This window comes from Cellulosimicrobium sp. NPDC057127 (assembly GCF_042670945.1).
Classification (GTDB): Bacteria; Actinomycetota; Actinomycetes; order Actinomycetales; family Cellulomonadaceae; genus Cellulosimicrobium.
In genome coordinates this window covers 163,810-179,719 of sequence record NZ_JBHUUP010000002.1, presented here as the reverse complement: position 1 = coordinate 179,719, position 15,910 = coordinate 163,810, and the positions used below count along the sequence as shown (strand labels likewise).

Here is a 15,910-nt window from a genome sequence, read left to right as displayed (position 1 = left end):
CGGAGCCGCGCATCTGCGGGCCGGGAGCCGGGAGCGGGACGCTCAGCCGAGCTCGGGGAACCAGAGCGCGATCTCGCGCGCCGCGGACTCGGGAGAGTCCGACCCGTGCACCAGGTTCTGCTGGACCTTCAGGCCCCAGTCGCGCCCCAGGTCCCCACGGATGGTCCCGGGAGCCGCCTCGGTCGGGTTCGTCGCGCCCGCGAGCGAGCGGAACCCGGGGATCACGCCCTGGCCCTCCGCGACGACGGCGAGGATCTTGCCCGAGAGCATGAAGTCGACGAGCGGCTGGTAGAACGGCTTGCCCTCGTGCTCCGCGTAGTGCGCGGCGAGGAGCTCCGGCGTGGCGTCCACGAGGCGCACGGCGGCGAGCGTGTAGCCCTTGGTCTCGATGCGGCGCAGGATCTCTCCCGACAGCCCGCGGCGGACGCCGTCGGGCTTGACGAGGACGAGGGTGCGCTCGATCGTTTCGGTGACTGCGGGTGCGACGTCGGTCATGGCCGCGAGCCTACCGGGCGGCGCGTCCGTGCTCCGAACGCGCGTCGGCGCACGTCAGCCTGCGTTGGGCGCGGTCTCGGGGTGCTCGGCGTCGTACGCCGCACGCTCGCGGTCGATGCGTCCGCCGAGCCGCAGCGACACGACCCACAGGGCCACGAAGATGCCGCCGACGACGAACATCATCGGCACCACGAGGCCGAAGCCGAGGACGGGGACCTGCACGACCGACCCGCCGACGTACCCGCCCGGCGTGCCGACCGTGCGCGACAGGACGACGAGCACGAGGAAGAGCGCTCCGCCGACGACCCAGATGGTCGTGGGCGTGGGGAGCTCGAGGGGGCCGCGAGAGTAGGGGACGTCGCGCAGGCCGTAGGCCACCAGGGTCGCGAAGACGACGAGGAAGGCCTCGAGCAGGAGCGTCGTCGACGCGAACTGCTCCCGCGCGGACTTCTTGGGCCTGATGCGGTCGCCCGGGGACGGACGCACCGGCCCCGCCGCGCGGCCGTGGCGTGACGGCTGCGGGGCGGGGGCCGGCGACGACGGGGTGGAGCTCACCCGGTCAGGATACCGGCGTGCCGTCGCCCGGACGGTCGGCCGAGGGCCGTCCCGGTCCCCCGGACGGCCCGGCGTCCCCGGCCGCGGGCTCGCTGCCGACGAGCGCCACGACCGGCTCCTCCTCGCTCGCCGCGGCCGCAGCGGCCCGGCCCGGGTCGGCCACGGCCTCGCCGCGCGCGACCATCCCCGCGACGTCGGACAGGCGGACCTCCTTGAGGAACAGCGCGAGGACGAAGCCGACGAGCACGAGCGGGACGAGGTACCAGAACGCGGGGGCGAGGGCGTCGGTGAAGGCGTCCACCACACCCGTGTGCACCGGCTCGGGGAGCGACCGGACCAGCTCGGGCGTGAGGGACGAGCCCTCCGCTCCCTCCGGCGCGGCACCCGTCGGCACCCCGGCGAGCACGCCCTCGAGGTTGTCCGCGAGGCGCGAGGTGAAGATCGTCGAGAAGAGGGCCGTGCCGACGGCGGCGCCGATCTCGCGGAAGAAGTTGTTGGCGCTCGTCGCGGTGCCGATCTCGTGCGGGTCGACGGAGTTCTGGACCGCGAGCACGATCGTCTGCATGACGAGGCCCATGCCGGCCCCCATGACGAGGATCATCGCGCCGAACAGCCACATCGACATGTCGCCCGTGATCCGCGTGAGCCACATCATGCCGAGCGCGGTGATCGCGAGACCGGCGATCGGGAACACCCGGTAGCGGCCGGTCCTCGTGATCGCGATGCCGGAGCCGATCGCCGTGAGCATGACGCCGACCATCATCGGCAGCATGAGGAACCCGGACTCGGTCACGCCCGAGCCGGTGGACATCTGCAGGAACGTCGGGAGGAACGCGAGGGCGGAGAACATGCCCATGCCCAGGACGAGCCCGATGAGCGTCGCGATGGTGAACGTCGGGTTCTTGAACAGGTGCAGCGGGAGCAGGGGCTCCTCCGCGCGGTTCTCGACGACGACGAAAGCGGCCACGGAGACGACGACGGCGGTCACGAGACCGAGGAGCCACGGGTCGGACCAGTCATAGCCGTTCGACGACGTGAGCGACTCCCAGCTCGTGACGAGGACGATGCCCGACGTCGCCACGACCATGAAGAAGATGCCCGCGACGTCGATCCTGCGGCCCGAGCGGCGCGTCGGGAGCTTGAGCGCGACCCACGCGACGACGAACGCCGCGACGCCGATCGGGACGTTGACCCAGAAGGCCCAGCGCCAGCCGGGACCCTCGGTGAACCAGCCGCCCAGCAGCGGACCGACGACCGCCGCGATGCCGAACAGCGCGCCCATCGGACCCATGTACCTGCCACGCTCCTTCGCGGGCACGATGTCCGCGATGATCGCCTGGGACAGGATGATGAGCCCACCGCCACCGAGGCCCTGGACGCCGCGCCACGCGACGAGCTCGCCGAACGACTGGGCGAACCCGGCACCCGCGGACGCGACGGTGAACAGCCCGATCGCGACGAGGAACGGCCAGCGCCGCCCCCACAGGTCGCCGAACTTGCCGTAGAGAGGCATGACGATCGCGATCGCCAGGATGTAGGCGGTGATCACCCAGCCCTGGTGCTCGACGCCGTGGAGCTCGCCGACGATCGTCGGCATCGCGGTCCCGACGATCGACTGGTCGAGCGAGGACAGGAACATCGACGCCATGAGGGCGCCGAAGATGACCCACACGGTGCGGGGCGTGAGCACGACGAGCGGTGCGCCGCCGTCGGTCGGCGCCCCGGGCGGGGCGGTCTGCGGACTGGCCATGGGAGGGTTCCACTTCGGTCGAGGGCGGCCGGGGGCGCGCCGGGGCGCCCCGGCGCCGTGGCGGGGGGTGAGGTCAGGTGAGGTGAGGTGGGGTGAGGTACGGGGGTGGTGGGCGGCCGGCTCAGCCGCCGGGCGCAGGGTCGAGGATCGAGCGCAGCTGCTCGACCGCGCCCTGCAGGTGGTCGGCGGGGCTCCCCCGACCGTCGTCGCGCTGCCACGCGAGGGCGCTCGCCCGCACGAGGCTCATGACGACGAGGGCGAGCAGGTCCGGGTCGGCCGCGAACCACCGGGCGTCACGGCGGGCGGTGAAGAGCTCGACCATGCCGGCACGGTGCTCCTCGATCCACGCGGCGTGGCGCACGAGCAGCCGGGGCTCGCGCTGGACGAGGTCGAGCGCGCTGTGCATGCGCTCGGGCGAGACGGCCTGGCGCTCGAGCAGGTCGCCCACGAGCCGGGCGAGGTCGTCGAGCAGGACGCCGGTGGGACCGCCGCGCACGAACTCGGCGGCCACCTCCGGACCGACGGCGAACGGCTCGAGGCCGAGCACGGCGTCGTCCTTGGACGGGAAGTAGTTGAAGAACGTGCGCGGCGAGACGCCGACCGCGTCGCACACGTCCTCGACGGTGACCGCGTCGAGCCCGCGCTCGAGGACGAGCCGCTGGGCGGCGTCCACCATGTCGTCCCGTCGCCGGCGCTTCTTGCGCTCGCGCAGCCCTTCGGGGCGGGCCGCCCCGGCGGCCGCAGGGTCACCGGCGGGCGCGTGCTCCGGGGACAGGGCGGCAGGGGTCGGGGAACTCATGGCTCAATTCTGCACCCACCGCAAACTTGCATCAACTGCAAATACTCGTGGCGTGCCTCACACGCGCGCTGCGTCAGACCTCTCCGAAGCCACCCTCGACCGCCGCGACGACGGCGTCGAGCGCCTCGCGCGCCTGCGGTCCCTCCGCGGTGACGGTGAGCTCCTGGCCCTGCGTCGCACCGAGCTTCATCAGCTCGAGGACGCTCGCGCCGTTGACGCCGTCGATCCGCACGCTCGCGTCGAAGCCGGCGATCATGCGCGCGAGCACCGCTGCGGGCCGGGCGTGCAGCCCCAGCGGGTTGCGCAGCGCCACGGTCGCGCCGCCGCTGCCCTCCTGGGCGCCGTCCGCCGGGGACGTCCCTGCCGTCGCGTCCGCGGCGGCGGAGGACGAGGCGAACGTGCGGCCTGCGTGCTCGGCCGACGCGAGGACCGCGTCCAGGTCGCCGCCGCCGTGCGCCGTGACCGCGGCCGCGACCGCGCCCTCGACGAACGGGGCGTCGGCGAGCGCGACCCGGCCGTCGAGGTCGTCCTCGACGTCCAGGACCGACTCCACCGTCATCAGGGCCGAGCCCAGGTCCGCGAGCACGACGACGCCGCCGGCCGCGCGCAGCGCCTCGGAGACCGCCCCGGAGACCCGGTCGTAGCTCGTCCCGAGGCCGCCGTCGTCCGTGCCGCCCGCGGCCAGCAGCAGCACCCCCGGGGCCATCTGCGCCGCGAGCTCCACCGTGCCCTGCGCGAGCCGCTGCGAGTGCGAGACGAGCACGAGCGCGATGCGGGTGCGCGCCGGCACGGTCTCCGCGTCGGCGAGGGGCGCGCCCGTCACGCCGCGGCCCCCGCCGCCGCGTCGCGCGCCGCCTCGAGGAGGATGGCGGTGGACGTCGCCCCCGGGTCCTGGTGGCCGGCGCTGCGCTCGCCGAGATAGCTCGCGCGGCCCTTGCTCGCCACGAGCGGGACCGTCGACGCCGCGCCCGCGCGGGCCGCCCGGGCGGCCTCGGCCAGCACCTGCTCGGTGGACGCGCCGTCGTGCGCCGCGGCCTCGGCCGCCTCGACGGCGGGCTGCCAGGCGTCCACCATCGTCTTCTCCCCCACGGCGGCCTTGCCGCGCGCGGTGATGCCCTCCAGGGCGCCCTCGAGGAGGGCGACCACGCCCTGCGCGTCGAGCTCCGCGAGACCGGTGACCTTCGCGGCCCGCAGGTAGGCCGTGCCGTAGAGCGGCCCGGACGCGCCCCCGACCGACGACATGAGCGTCGTGGCCACGAGCTTGAGGACGTCGCCGATCTGCGGCGGCGGCTCGGTCGCGTCGAGCTTCGCGACCACCGCCCGGAACCCCCGGTCGAGGTTCGCGCCGTGGTCGCCGTCCCCGATCTGCCGGTCCAGCTCCGTCAGCTCGTCCTTCGCCTCGGCGATCCGCTCGGCGGTCAGCCGCGCCCAGCGGTCCGCCCACGCCACGTCCAGCGTCATGCCCCACCTCTCCTTGCCCGCGGGTCGGCGGAACGGCCGGCCCCGGAGGCCGCCCGTGCACGGGACGACCCGTCGACCGTCACCAGTGCAGCGCAGGCGTACGGACCGGGGCGTCCCACAGCGTGGTCCGCTCGTCGTCCAGGCGCAGCACCGTGACGGACGCGCCCTGCATCTCGAGCGACGTGACGTAGTTGCCGACGAGCGACCGCGTGACCCGCACGCCCCGCTCCTCGAGCAGCCTCCGCGCTCGACGATAGACGACGTACAGCTCCGACAACGGCGTGCCCCCCATACCGTTAACGAACAGCAACACGTCCTCGCCGGAGTCGAGGCCGAGGTCGTCCGCCACCGGGTCGAGGAGCATCCGGGTCACGGCGTCGGCCGGGGCGACCGGGACCCGGTGGCGCCCCGGCTCGCCGTGGATGCCGATGCCGATCTCGAGCTCGTCGTCGCCCAGGTCGAAGCTCGGCCTGCCGACGTGCGGCACCGTGCACGCGCTCAGCGCGACGCCCATCGAGCGGACGTTCGCGACGACGCCCCGGGCGGCCTCCGCGACGGCGTCGAGGTCGTCCCCGCGCTCCGCGGCGGCGCCCGCGATCTTCTCGACGCAGACGGTCCCGGCGACGCCGCGCCGCCCTGCGGTGTACAGCGAGTCCTCGACCGCGACGTCGTCGTTGACCAGGACGCTGGCGGCGCGCACACCCTCCGCCTCGACCAGCTCGACGGCGGTCTCGAAGTTCAGCACGTCGCCCGTGTAGTTCTTGACGATCGCGAGCACGCCCGCGCCCGAGTCGGCGGCCTGCAGCGCGGGGGCGATCTGGTCGGGCGTCGGCGAGGTGAACACCGCGCCCGGCACGGCCGCGTCGAGCATGCCGAGGCCGACGAACCCGCCGTGGAGGGGCTCGTGCCCCGATCCTCCGCCGGAGACGAGCCCGACCTTGCCCTCCACCGCGCCCCCGGCGCGCGTGACGTAGGGCGGGTCGAGATGGACCTCGACGAGGTCCGCGTGCGCCTGTCCGAAGCCCTCGAGGGACTCCGCCACCGCGTCCTGGGGGTCGTTGAGCAGCTTCTTCACCGTCGTTCCCTCCGTCGAGTCCGGCGGCTCCCGCCTCTCCTGGACGGTCGAGACGGCGGGAGACGCGGTCCGCAGGCACCATGAAACACCGCCGGGGCCGCGGGTGCACGGCGGCGCCCGGCGCTCGCACCTGGTACCCGGCGCTCACACGTAGTAGAGGACCACGCGGTTGCCGTCGACGACGCGCACGTCGACGTCCGTGCCGTAGACGTCGCGCAGCACCTCGGGCCGCACGACCTCCTCGGGCGTCCCCTGCGCGACGACGCGCCCGTCCCGCATCGCGACGATGCGGTCGGACCAGCAGGACGCGAAGTTCACGTCGTGCAGCACGGCGACCACGGTCTTGCCGAGGTCGTCGGCGGCGTCGCGCACGAGGCGCATCATGCCGCGCGCGTGGCGCAGGTCGAGGTTGTTCAACGGTTCGTCGAGGAGCACGTACCGCGTGTCCTGGGCCAGCACCATCGCGACGAAGGCGCGCTGCCGCTGGCCGCCCGAGAGCTCGTCGAGGTACCGCTCGGCGAGGCCGTCGAGGTCGAGGTACGCGAGGGCGGCGGCGACGTGCCGCTCGTCCTCGGACGTGGTGCGCCCCTGCGAGTGCGGGTAGCGGCCGAACGTCACGAGGTCGCGCACGGTGAGCCGGACGGTGAGGTGGTTGTCCTGGCGGAGGATGCCCAGACGCCGGGCGAGCACCGGCCCGGGCGTCGTGCGCACGTCGTCGCCGTCGACCGTGACGCGCCCCTGCTCCGCCGGGAGCAGCCGCGCGACGACCGACAGGAGCGTCGACTTGCCCGCGCCGTTGGGGCCGATGACCGACACGACGCCGCCGGCGGGCAGCTCCAGGTCGACGCCGTCGACGACGACGGCCGTCCCGTACCGCTTGGTGAGCACTTCGAGCCGGATCACCGGCGCCTCCCTGCGGTGACGAGCATGGCGATGAACACGATCCCTCCCAGGAACTCGACGACGACGCTGAGCACGGCGGCCTGCCCGAGGACGTGCTCGAGCACCGTCTGCCCACCGACGAGGACGACCACGGCGAGCAGGCCCGCCGCGGGCAGGTTGACGGCGTGGCGGTGCGACCCGGTCAGCACGTAGGCGAGGTTCGCCACGAGGAGACCGAAGAACGTCACCGGGCCGACGAGCGCCGTCGCCGCGGACACGAGCACCGCCACGACGACGAGCGTGCGCAGCACGACCCGCCGGTGGTCGACGCCGAGCGCGACGGCGGTCGGCCGCCCGAGCGCCAGCACGTCGAGCTCGCGGTGGCCGCGCAGCAGCACGGCGACGCCCGCCGCGACGAGCACCGCCGTGACGGCGAGCAGGCGTTCGTCGAGCGTGCTGAAGCTCGCGAACAGGCGGGACTGCAGGACGGTGAACTCGTTCGGGTCGAGCATGCGCTGCAGCAGCGCCGACACGCTGCGGAACATCGTGCCGATGACGACGCCGACGAGCACGAGCAGGTGCAGGCTGTGCCGCGCTCCCCCGAACAGCCAGCGGAAGAGCGCCGTCGAGAGCACGACCATGACGACCAGCACCACGCCGAACTGCGCCGTCGGCGGGACCGCAGCGAGCGCGAGGCTGCCCAGTGCGAACACCGCGACCGTCTGCACGAGCTGGTACAGCGAGTCGAACCCCATGATGGACGGCGTGAGGATGCGGTTGTCGGTGAGCGTCTGGAACACGACGGTGGACGCGGCGATCGCCACGCCGACCACGACGAGGCCCGCGAGGCGTCGGCCGCGGAACGGCAGCACGAACTCCCAGCCGCCCTGCACGCCGACGACGAGGTAGGTGCCGGCGGCGACGAGCGCGAGGACCGCGAGCGTCACGAGGACGGCCGCCTCGCGGCGCCCGACGGCGGGCCGGGGCGTGCGCACGAGGGCGAGCAGGTCAGCCGACACGTGCGGACCTCCGCAGGAGGAGCCACAGGAACGCTGCCGCGCCCAGCACGCCCATGACGACGCCGATGGGGATCTCGTACGGGTAGCGCAGCACGCGCCCCAGGACGTCGCACACCAGCACGAGGCCCGCCCCGAGGAGCGCGACCCACGGCAGCGAGCGGCGCAGGTTGTCGCCGGTGAGCAGGCTCACGACGTTCGGCGCGACGAGCCCGAGGAAAGGCAGCGCCCCGACGACGACCACGACGACGGCGCTCGACGTGGCGACCACGGCGAGACCGACGGACAGGACGACGCCGTAGCGCAGGCCCAGCGACGTAGCGACGTCGCGGCCCATGCCGGCGACCGTGAACCGGTCCGCGGCGACGTACACCACGACGACGAGCGCGGCGACGGCCCACAGGAGCTCGTAGCGCCCGGCGACGACGCCGGAGAAGTCCCCGGTCATCCACGCCGAGAGCGTCTGGAGCAGGTCGTAGCGGTACGCGAGGAACGTGGACACGGCGGCGATCACGCCCGAGAGCATGATCCCCACGAGCGGCACCGTGACGATCGAGCGGACGGGCACGGCGCGCAGCACGAGGAGGAAGAGCGCGGTGCCGGCGAGCGCGCAGACGGTCGCGACGAGGAGCTTGCCGGGGACGGGCAGCCCGGGGGCCGCGACGGTCACGAGGAGCAGGCCGAGCCCCGCGGACTCGGTCGTGCCCACGGTGGACGGCTCGACGAACCGGTTGCGCACGAGCATCTGCATGACGACGCCGGTCACCGCCATCGCGGCGCCCGCGAGGAGGACGGACGCCGTGCGGGGCAGGCGCGAGAGCAGGAGCAGGTCGCGCGCGTGGCCGTCGTCCGCCCACAGGGACGCGGGCGTCACGTCGCTGACGCCGACGAAGGAGGACGCGACCGCCGCGACGAGCAGCGCGACGACGGACGCACCGAGGACCGCCGTGCGCCGCACGCGACCGGCCCGGTCGCCGGCTCCGACCGCCGACGCGGCGGAGGCCGTGCCGGCGGTCGGGGCGGCGACCGGGTCGGGGGTGCGCACGGGGCGCACCGTGGGCTCGACGGTCACGAGCGGCGCCCGGTCGTCACGCGGTGCCCTCGAGCGCCGCGCCGACCTCCTCGGCCATCGCGGTCAGCGTGGGCACGCCGCCGTTGATGATGTACCAGGTGGTCGGGTCGAGGTAGACGACCTGGTCCTCCTGCCACGCGCTCGTGCGGTGCACCACCTCGTTGTCGAGGACCTGCTCGGCGTTCTGCGTGCCCTCGCCCGTCGCGGCGTCGCGGTCGACCACGAACAGCCAGTCGGGGTCCGTCTCCAGGAGGAACTCGAAGGAGACGGCCTCGCCGTGGGTCGCGGCCTCGACGTCCTCGACGGCCGGCGTGAGGCCCAGCGAGTCGTGCAGGAAGCCGAAGCGGGACCCGGGTCCGTAGGCCGTGACCTCGCCGCCGGAGGTCAGGACGACGAGGGCCGTCCCGGCGCTCTCCGCCTGCTCCTGGACGCCCGCCACCGCGGCGTCCAGGTCGGCGACGAGCGCGTCGACCTCGTCCTGCGCGTCGAACACCGGCGCGAGGGCCTGCGCGTTGGCGACGACCGAGTCGTGGAAGGTCTCCCAGTCGTTCGACAGGTCGATGGTGGGCGCGATCTCGCTCAGCTGGGGGTACGCCTCGGACGAACGCCCCGCGACGATGATGAGGTCCGGCTGCTCGGCGGCGACGAGCTCGTAGTCGGGCTCGAAGAGCGTCCCGATGTCCTGCACGTCCTCGTCGCTCGCGTACTGCGCGTAGGCCTCGGGCACGTTCTGCTTCGGCACGCCCGCGACCTCGACGCCCAGCGCGTCGAGCACCGACAGCGCGGCGAAGTCGAAGGTGTAGATCTTCTGCGGGTCGACGTCGACCTCCGTCTCGCCCTGCGCGTGCTCGACGACGACCGTGGCGGGCGCGTCGTCGCCGGCCGCCTCCGAGGTGGCCTCGTCCGCGGCGTCTGCCGTACCGCTGGAGGCGCACGCGGAGGCGACGAGGAGGACACCCGCGAGCGCGGCGGTGGCACGGACGGTTCGGGACGCCCCGAGGGCGCGCGGAAGGTTCACGGTGGTCTCCGAGGTCGGGAAGCAAGGTGAGGCTCACCTGAGCGAGCAGCAACCAACATAGGTGAGCCTCACCTGCCTCCGGTACCACCGTCCCGGTATCCGGTCGTGCGATGCGTCACACCCGCACCGACCGGGGCCCGGGGTCCGGCCCGGGGGCGACGTTCAGCCGCGGCCGAGCAGGATGCGCACGTCCGCCACGGTCACGACCGAGCCCGTGACGAGCACGCCCGTGCCGCTGCCGACGCCCACGGGGTCCGCCACCTCGGCGAGGTCCACCGCCACCTGCAGCGCCTCGTCGAGCGACTCGGCGCTGCGCACGCGGTCCTGGCCGAACACCTCGGCCGCGAGCTCGGCGAGCTCGGTGACGTCGGCCGAGCGGTCCGAGCTGTTGCGCGTGACGACGACCTCCGCGAGGACGGGCTCCAGCGCCGCGAGCAGCGCCTCGGCGTCCTTGTCGCCCATGATGGCGACGACCCCGACCAGGTGGCGGACGTCGAACGCCTCGTCGAGCGCGGCGACGAGCGCCTCGGCGCCCGCCGCGTTGTGCGCGGCGTCGACGAGCACGGTCGGGCTCGACCGCACGACCTCGAGGCGCCCCGGCGAGGTCACGTCGGCGAACGCCGCCTCGACGACCGCGCCGTCGAGCGCGCGCCCGCCGAGCAGCGTCTCGACGGCCGCGAGGCCGAGCAGCGCGTTGTGCGCCTGGTGCGCGCCGTGCAGCGGCAGGAACACCTCGGTGTACAGCGCGGCCGGGGTCCGCAGGTCCAGCATCTGCCCGCCCACGGCGACCTGGCGCGACGCGACGTCGAGGTCGACGCCCTCGCGCAGCACCCGCGCGCCGACCTGGCGAGCCCGGTCGATAAGGACCTCGAGGACCTCGGGCTCCTGCTCGGCGAGGACCGCCGTCGCGCCCTCCTTGACGATGCCGGCCTTGTTCTCCGCGATCTCCTCGAGCGTGCTCCCGAGCCAGCGCTCGTGGTCGTGCGCGACGGGGGTGACGACCGCGACGTCGCCGTCCACGACGTTGGTCGAGTCCCACGTGCCGCCGAGGCCGACCTCGACCACGGCGACGTCGACGGGTGCGTCGGCGAACGCCGCGAACGCCATGACGGTCAGCACCTCGAAGAAGCTCAGGCGCGGCCCGCCCTCCTCCTGGGACTCGCGGTCCACGACGCCGACGTAGGGCGCGACGTCCTCCCAGACCTCGACGAAGCGCCGCGCGCTCAGGGGCTCGCCGTCGACCTGGATGCGCTCCGTGACGCTGGTCAGGTGCGGGCTCGTGAAGAGCCCGGTGCGCAGGCCGTGCTCGCGCACGAGCCGCTCGGCGACGCGCGCCGTGGAGCTCTTGCCGTTCGTCCCGGTGACGTGCACGACCCGGTACGCGCGGTGCGGGTCGCCGAGCAGCTCGAGGACGCGCTGCACGCGCGCGAGCGTCGGGTCGATGTCGTGCTCGGGCGCGCGCGCCATGATGTGCGCGTAGACCTCGCGCAGCTCCTCGGTCGCCGCCGCGTCCTGCGCGGCCTCGCGCGCCGCCGCGCCGGCAGGCTTCTTCCGGTTCTTCGCGCTCACGCCTCGACCTCCCCCGCGCCCGCCCGCTCGACGCGGACCTCGCGCTCGTCGCCGTCCACCCCGCTGACCCGCACGTCGACGGCGAGGGTCTCGCGCGCGACGAGATCGCGGTGCTCCTCGACCGCCGCGAGCCACCGCTCGGGCACGTCGAGCGAGAGGCGGATGCGATCGGCGACGTCGAGCCCGGCGGCCTTGCGCGCGTCCTGGACGTCGCGGACGACGTCGCGCGCGTAGCCCTCGGCGAGCAGGGCGTCGTCGAGCGAGAGATCGACCACGACGAACCCGCCACCCGCGAGGACCGCGGCCGCGACCGTCGGGCCGTCGGTGCCGTCGCCGGCCTCGCGCGCCGCGACGACGGTCGTCAGCTCGTACTCGGCGGGAAGCAGCGCGACGTCGCCGTCGTCGGTCGTCACGACGACCTCGCCCGCCTCGTCGACGCGCCACGCGCCCGTCTTCGACGCCTTGATGACCGCCTGGACGCCGCGGCCCAGGCGCGGGCCGGCGGCGCGCGCGTTGACCGCGAGGCGCTGCGTGACGCCGAACCGCTCGGCCGCGTCGGACGCGGTCGACTCGAGCTCGACGGCCTTGACGTTGAGCTCGCGCGCGAGGAGGTCGGTGTACGGGGCGAGCGCCTGCGGGTCGTCGACGACGACCGTCAGGCGCGCGAGCGGCTGACGCACGCGCAGCTGGTGGGCCTTGCGCAGGCCGAGCGCCGACGACGCGACGGCGCGCACCTCGTCCATCGCGGCCACGAGCGCGTCGTCCGCGACCAGACCGGCCTCGGGGACGTGCCGTACCGCGACCGCGTAGCGCCCCTCGGTCCCCTCGTAGCGCTCGCCGACGTCCTGCGTCGTCGTCGGCCAGTCGGCGAGGTGCACCGAGCGACCACCGGTCAGGCCGCGCCAGACCTCCTCCGCGAGCAGCGGCGCGAGCGGGGCCATGACGCGCGTGAGCGTCTCGAGCGCGGTGTACAGGGTGTCGAACGCGTCGGCGTCCTCGGCCCAGAAGCGGTCGCGCTGCGTGCGCACGTACCAGTTGGTGAGCACGTCGAGGTGCTCCCGGACGGTCTCGCACGCGCCGGCGATGTCGTACGCGTCGAGCTGCGCCGTGACGCGCACGACGAGGTCGTGCGTGCGCGCGAGCAGGTAGCGGTCGAGCGCCGGCAGGCCCGGGACGCGCTCGGGCGCGACGCGCTGGGCCACGTACCCGCCGCCGTCGGACCCCGCCCCCTCCTGGCCGGACGCGCCCTCGCCGCGGGCCTGCGCCTTGGAGCTGTTCGCGTACAGGGTGAAGAAGTAGTACGTGCTCCACAGCGGCAGCAGCACCTGGCGCACCGCGTCGCGGATCCCGTCCTCGGTGACGACGAGGTTGCCGCCGCGCAGGATGGGCGAGCTCATGAGGAACCAGCGCATCGCGTCCGAGCCGTCGCGGTCGAACACCTCGTTGACGTCGGGGTAGTTGCGCAGCGACTTGCTCATCTTGCGCCCGTCCGAGCCGAGGACGATGCCGTGCGAGACCGCCGTGCGGAACGCGGGGCGGTCGAACAGGGCCGTGGCGAGGACGTGCAGCGTGTAGAACCAGCCGCGCGTCTGGCCGATGTACTCGACGATGAAGTCGCCCGGGTTGTGGTGCGCGAACCAGTCGGCGTTCTCGAACGGGTGGTGCACCTGCGCGTACGGCATCGACCCGGAGTCGAACCACACGTCGAGGACGTCCTCGACGCGGCGCATCGTCGAGCGGCCGGTCGGGTCGTCCGGGTTCGGGCGCGTGAGGCGGTCGACGTACGGGCGGTGCAGGTCGGGCTCGCCCTTCTCGTTGCGCGGCAGCGTGCCGAAGTCGCGCTCGATCTCCTCGAACGAGCCGTAGACGTCGACGCGCGGGTGCTGCGGGTCGTCCGACTTCCACACGGGCACGGGGCTGCCCCAGAAGCGGTTGCGCGTGATCGACCAGTCGCGCGCGTTCTCCAGCCACTTGCCGAACTGGCCGTGCTGGATGTGCTCGGGCGTCCACGAGATCTGCCCGTTGAGCTCGACCATGCGGTCCTTGAAGCGCGACACCGCGACGAACCACGAGGACACGCCCATGTAGATGAGCGGCTGCCGGCACCGCCAGCAGTGCGGGTAGGAGTGCGCGTACGACTCGCGGCGCAGCATCACCGTGCCCTCGGTCACGGCACCGACGGCGAGGTCCGGGACCTCCTGTCCGCTCGCGGTCGCCGCGTCGCGGCGCGTGCGGCCCTTGAGATGGTCGATGATCAGCGCGTTCGCGTCGAACACCTGCAGCGACTCGTAGTCGACGACGGGGAACGTGAACTTCCCGTCGGGGCCGACGGGCATGACGGGCTCGATGCCCTCGCGGTCGGACACCACCTTGTCGTCCTCGCCGAACGCGCCGGCGCCGTGCACGAGCCCGGTGCCGTCCGTCGTCGTGACGAAGTCCGCCTCGACGACGCGGTGCGCGTTGGGGTGCCCCGCGTAGTAGGAGAACGGCGGGGTGTAGGAGCGGCCGACGAGGTCGGAGCCCTTGAGGCGCTCGACCACCTGGGCCGCCAGTCCTGCGCCGGCGCCGTCGGGGTCGTCGTCGCCGACGGCGTCGGTGAGCTCGCGCGCGTACGCCTCGAGGCGCGCCTCGGCGATGACGTACCGCTCCTTGACGCCGGTCGCGGACGACTCGACGACGACGTAGTCGACGTCCGGGCCGACCATGACGACGAGGTTCGAGGGCAGGGTCCACGGCGTCGTCGTCCACACGAGCGCGAGCTCGCCCGTCTCCAGGCGCAGGCCGACGGTGACGGCCGGGTCCTGGCGCACCTGGTAGACGTCGTCGTCCATGCGCAGCTCGTGGTTGGACAGCGGTGTCTGGTCGTTCCAGCAGTACGGCAGCACGCGGAAGCCCTCGTAGACGAGGCCCTTGTCGTGCAGCGACCGGAACGCCCACAGCACCGACTCCATGAACGTGGGGTCGAAGGTCTTGTAGTCGTCGTCGAAGTCGACCCAGCGCGCCTGACGCGTCACGTAGTCGCGCCACTCGCTCGTGTACCTGAGCACCGAGGCGCGGCACGCGTCGTTGAACCGCTCGATGCCGAGCTCGAGGATCTCCTCCTTGGTCTTGATCCCGAGCTGGTCCATCGCCTCGAGCTCCGCCGGCAGGCCGTGCGTGTCCCAGCCGAAGCGACGCTCGACGTGGCGCCCGCGCATCGTCTGGTAGCGCGGGACGACGTCCTTCGCGTACCCGGTGAGCAGGTGCCCGTAGTGCGGCAGGCCGTTGGCGAACGGCGGGCCGTCGTAGAAGACGAACTCGTTGCTGCCGTTCTCGCCGGCGGGGTTGCGCTCGACGGACGCGCGGAACGTGTCGTCCGCGTCCCAGTACGCGAGGACGTCCCGCTCGATCGCGGGCAGGTCCGGCGACGCGGGGATGCCGAACGACGCGCCCGGCTGGTGGCCGGTCGGGTCGGTGCTCGGGGCGCGGTGCAGCGGGTAGGCCATGGTTCGACGGCTCCGATGGGTGCGGGACGGCGGGGGTCCGCCGCGGTGGTACGGGTCGGTCGTGCTCCTGCGAGGACGACTCCCCCACCCGTGCGGGTGCGGTCGCCGCGGTACCACCTCGCTTGCCGGCGCGTGCGCGCCGACCGCTCGTCGAAGGCTGTGACGGGCCTGCCCCGTCCGGTTCTACTGAGGACCGTGCCGACGTCTACGACTGCGCGACGGCGCTGGTCCCGTTCTTCCGGAGGCTCACCGGTGATGGCCGGGTCGATGCCTGTGCGTCCATGGTAGCCGGGGTGCGCGGGCGCGTCCGGCGCCGCGCGCTGAACGCGTCGATGTCGCGGGCGACGAGCCACTCGACGGTGAGCGGCGGCGTCGCGCTCGCCGGTGCGGGCGCCGGCTGAGGGCGCGCCGCCGCGGCGGCGCGGGCCCGGGTGGTGCGGAGGTGCTGGGCGGTGGTGCCGGGGAGGTACATGGTGCTGTCTCGCGTCCTGCCGGTGACGGGCGTCGGGGGTGCAGACCGGCGTCGCGCGCCCGAGTCATCGGTCCGTCGGCGGACCGGTGGGGGGTGCGGGAGGTCGGCGACCGTCACGCCCCGGTGCCCTCGATGGGTCGGTACCTCAGGAGGGAGGGGCGGAGTCCTGCTCGCGGACGCCTGGTCGGCTGCGCGTGGCGCCGCGAGCCGTCAACAACAGGACGACGAGGAGGGGACCTGCGGGCGCGCGAGGACGAGCGG

13 protein-coding genes are annotated in these 15,910 nt (G+C 73.7%); all 13 read right to left on the bottom strand.

Annotated elements, in window-relative coordinates:
- Positions 1-42: 42 nt before the first annotated feature.
- The 13 genes from ndk to ileS all read right to left on the bottom strand — a co-directional run bounded on the left by ndk (position 43) and on the right by ileS (position 15,177).
- Positions 43-495 carry a nucleoside-diphosphate kinase gene (ndk, locus tag ACFTZA_RS02555; protein WP_378190419.1) on the bottom strand — a complete coding sequence of 151 codons (453 nt, stop codon included), beginning with the start codon at positions 493-495 and terminating at the stop codon, positions 43-45.
- 54 nt (positions 496-549) lie between these two features.
- Entirely contained in the window at positions 550-1,050 is a 501-nt protein-coding gene (locus ACFTZA_RS02550; RefSeq protein ID WP_378190417.1) for a DUF4233 domain-containing protein, read from the bottom strand.
- A gap of 4 nt (positions 1,051-1,054) precedes the next feature.
- Positions 1,055-2,800 (bottom strand): MDR family MFS transporter, encoded by a 1,746-nt coding sequence (locus ACFTZA_RS02545; RefSeq protein WP_378190415.1) that lies wholly within the window; start codon positions 2,798-2,800, stop codon positions 1,055-1,057.
- A gap of 121 nt (positions 2,801-2,921) precedes the next feature.
- Positions 2,922-3,599, bottom strand: coding sequence for a TetR/AcrR family transcriptional regulator (locus ACFTZA_RS02540; RefSeq protein WP_378190413.1), 678 nt, complete (start codon positions 3,597-3,599; stop codon positions 2,922-2,924).
- A 73-nt stretch (positions 3,600-3,672) separates the two neighbouring features.
- A complete protein-coding gene (dhaM, locus tag ACFTZA_RS02535; RefSeq protein ID WP_378190411.1) occupies positions 3,673-4,422 on the bottom strand; it encodes a dihydroxyacetone kinase phosphoryl donor subunit DhaM in 750 nt (249 codons plus the stop codon).
- The gene (gene dhaL / locus ACFTZA_RS02530) at positions 4,419-5,060 is read right to left on the bottom strand and encodes a dihydroxyacetone kinase subunit DhaL (protein ID WP_378190409.1); all 642 of its coding nucleotides are present in this window, start codon (positions 5,058-5,060) and stop codon (positions 4,419-4,421) included. The genes dhaM and dhaL overlap by 4 nt, the downstream gene beginning before the upstream one ends.
- Positions 5,061-5,139: 79 nt before the next feature.
- Positions 5,140-6,135 (bottom strand): dihydroxyacetone kinase subunit DhaK, encoded by a 996-nt coding sequence (dhaK, locus tag ACFTZA_RS02525; RefSeq protein ID WP_378190406.1) that lies wholly within the window; start codon positions 6,133-6,135, stop codon positions 5,140-5,142.
- A gap of 144 nt (positions 6,136-6,279) precedes the next feature.
- Positions 6,280-7,038, bottom strand: coding sequence for an ABC transporter ATP-binding protein (locus tag ACFTZA_RS02520; protein WP_378190404.1), 759 nt, complete (start codon positions 7,036-7,038; stop codon positions 6,280-6,282).
- A complete protein-coding gene (locus tag ACFTZA_RS02515) occupies positions 7,035-8,036 on the bottom strand; it encodes an iron chelate uptake ABC transporter family permease subunit (protein WP_378190402.1) in 1,002 nt (333 codons plus the stop codon). The genes ACFTZA_RS02520 and ACFTZA_RS02515 overlap by 4 nt, the downstream gene beginning before the upstream one ends.
- Positions 8,026-9,078: an ABC transporter permease gene (locus ACFTZA_RS02510; RefSeq protein WP_378190400.1), complete on the bottom strand. Its 1,053-nt coding sequence runs from the start codon at positions 9,076-9,078 to the stop codon at positions 8,026-8,028. Before ACFTZA_RS02510 ends, ACFTZA_RS02515 begins: the two co-directional genes overlap by 11 nt.
- Positions 9,079-9,121: 43 nt before the next feature.
- Positions 9,122-10,123, bottom strand: a complete 1,002-nt coding sequence (locus tag ACFTZA_RS02505) for a siderophore ABC transporter substrate-binding protein (protein WP_378190398.1) — start codon at positions 10,121-10,123, stop codon at positions 9,122-9,124.
- Positions 10,124-10,285: 162 nt separating this feature from the next.
- The gene (locus ACFTZA_RS02500) at positions 10,286-11,692 is read right to left on the bottom strand and encodes a bifunctional folylpolyglutamate synthase/dihydrofolate synthase (protein ID WP_378190396.1); all 1,407 of its coding nucleotides are present in this window, start codon (positions 11,690-11,692) and stop codon (positions 10,286-10,288) included.
- Positions 11,689-15,177 (bottom strand): isoleucine--tRNA ligase, encoded by a 3,489-nt coding sequence (gene ileS, locus ACFTZA_RS02495; protein WP_378190394.1) that lies wholly within the window; start codon positions 15,175-15,177, stop codon positions 11,689-11,691. The genes ACFTZA_RS02500 and ileS overlap by 4 nt, the downstream gene beginning before the upstream one ends.
- Positions 15,178-15,910: the final 733 nt, after the last annotated feature.

What these genes read in the sequence shown, in the direction of transcription:
- ndk (WP_378190419.1), bottom strand. Translation starts at nt 495, where the DNA reads ATGACCGACGTCGCACCCGCAGTCACCGAAACGATCGAGCGCACCCTC.
- ACFTZA_RS02545 (WP_378190415.1), bottom strand. Translation starts at nt 2,800, where the DNA reads ATGGCCAGTCCGCAGACCGCCCCGCCCGGGGCGCCGACCGACGGCGGC.
- ACFTZA_RS02540 (WP_378190413.1), bottom strand. Translation starts at nt 3,599, where the DNA reads ATGAGTTCCCCGACCCCTGCCGCCCTGTCCCCGGAGCACGCGCCCGCC.
- ileS (WP_378190394.1), bottom strand. Translation starts at nt 15,177, where the DNA reads ATGGCCTACCCGCTGCACCGCGCCCCGAGCACCGACCCGACCGGCCAC.
- dhaL (WP_378190409.1), bottom strand. Translation starts at nt 5,060, where the DNA reads ATGACGCTGGACGTGGCGTGGGCGGACCGCTGGGCGCGGCTGACCGCC.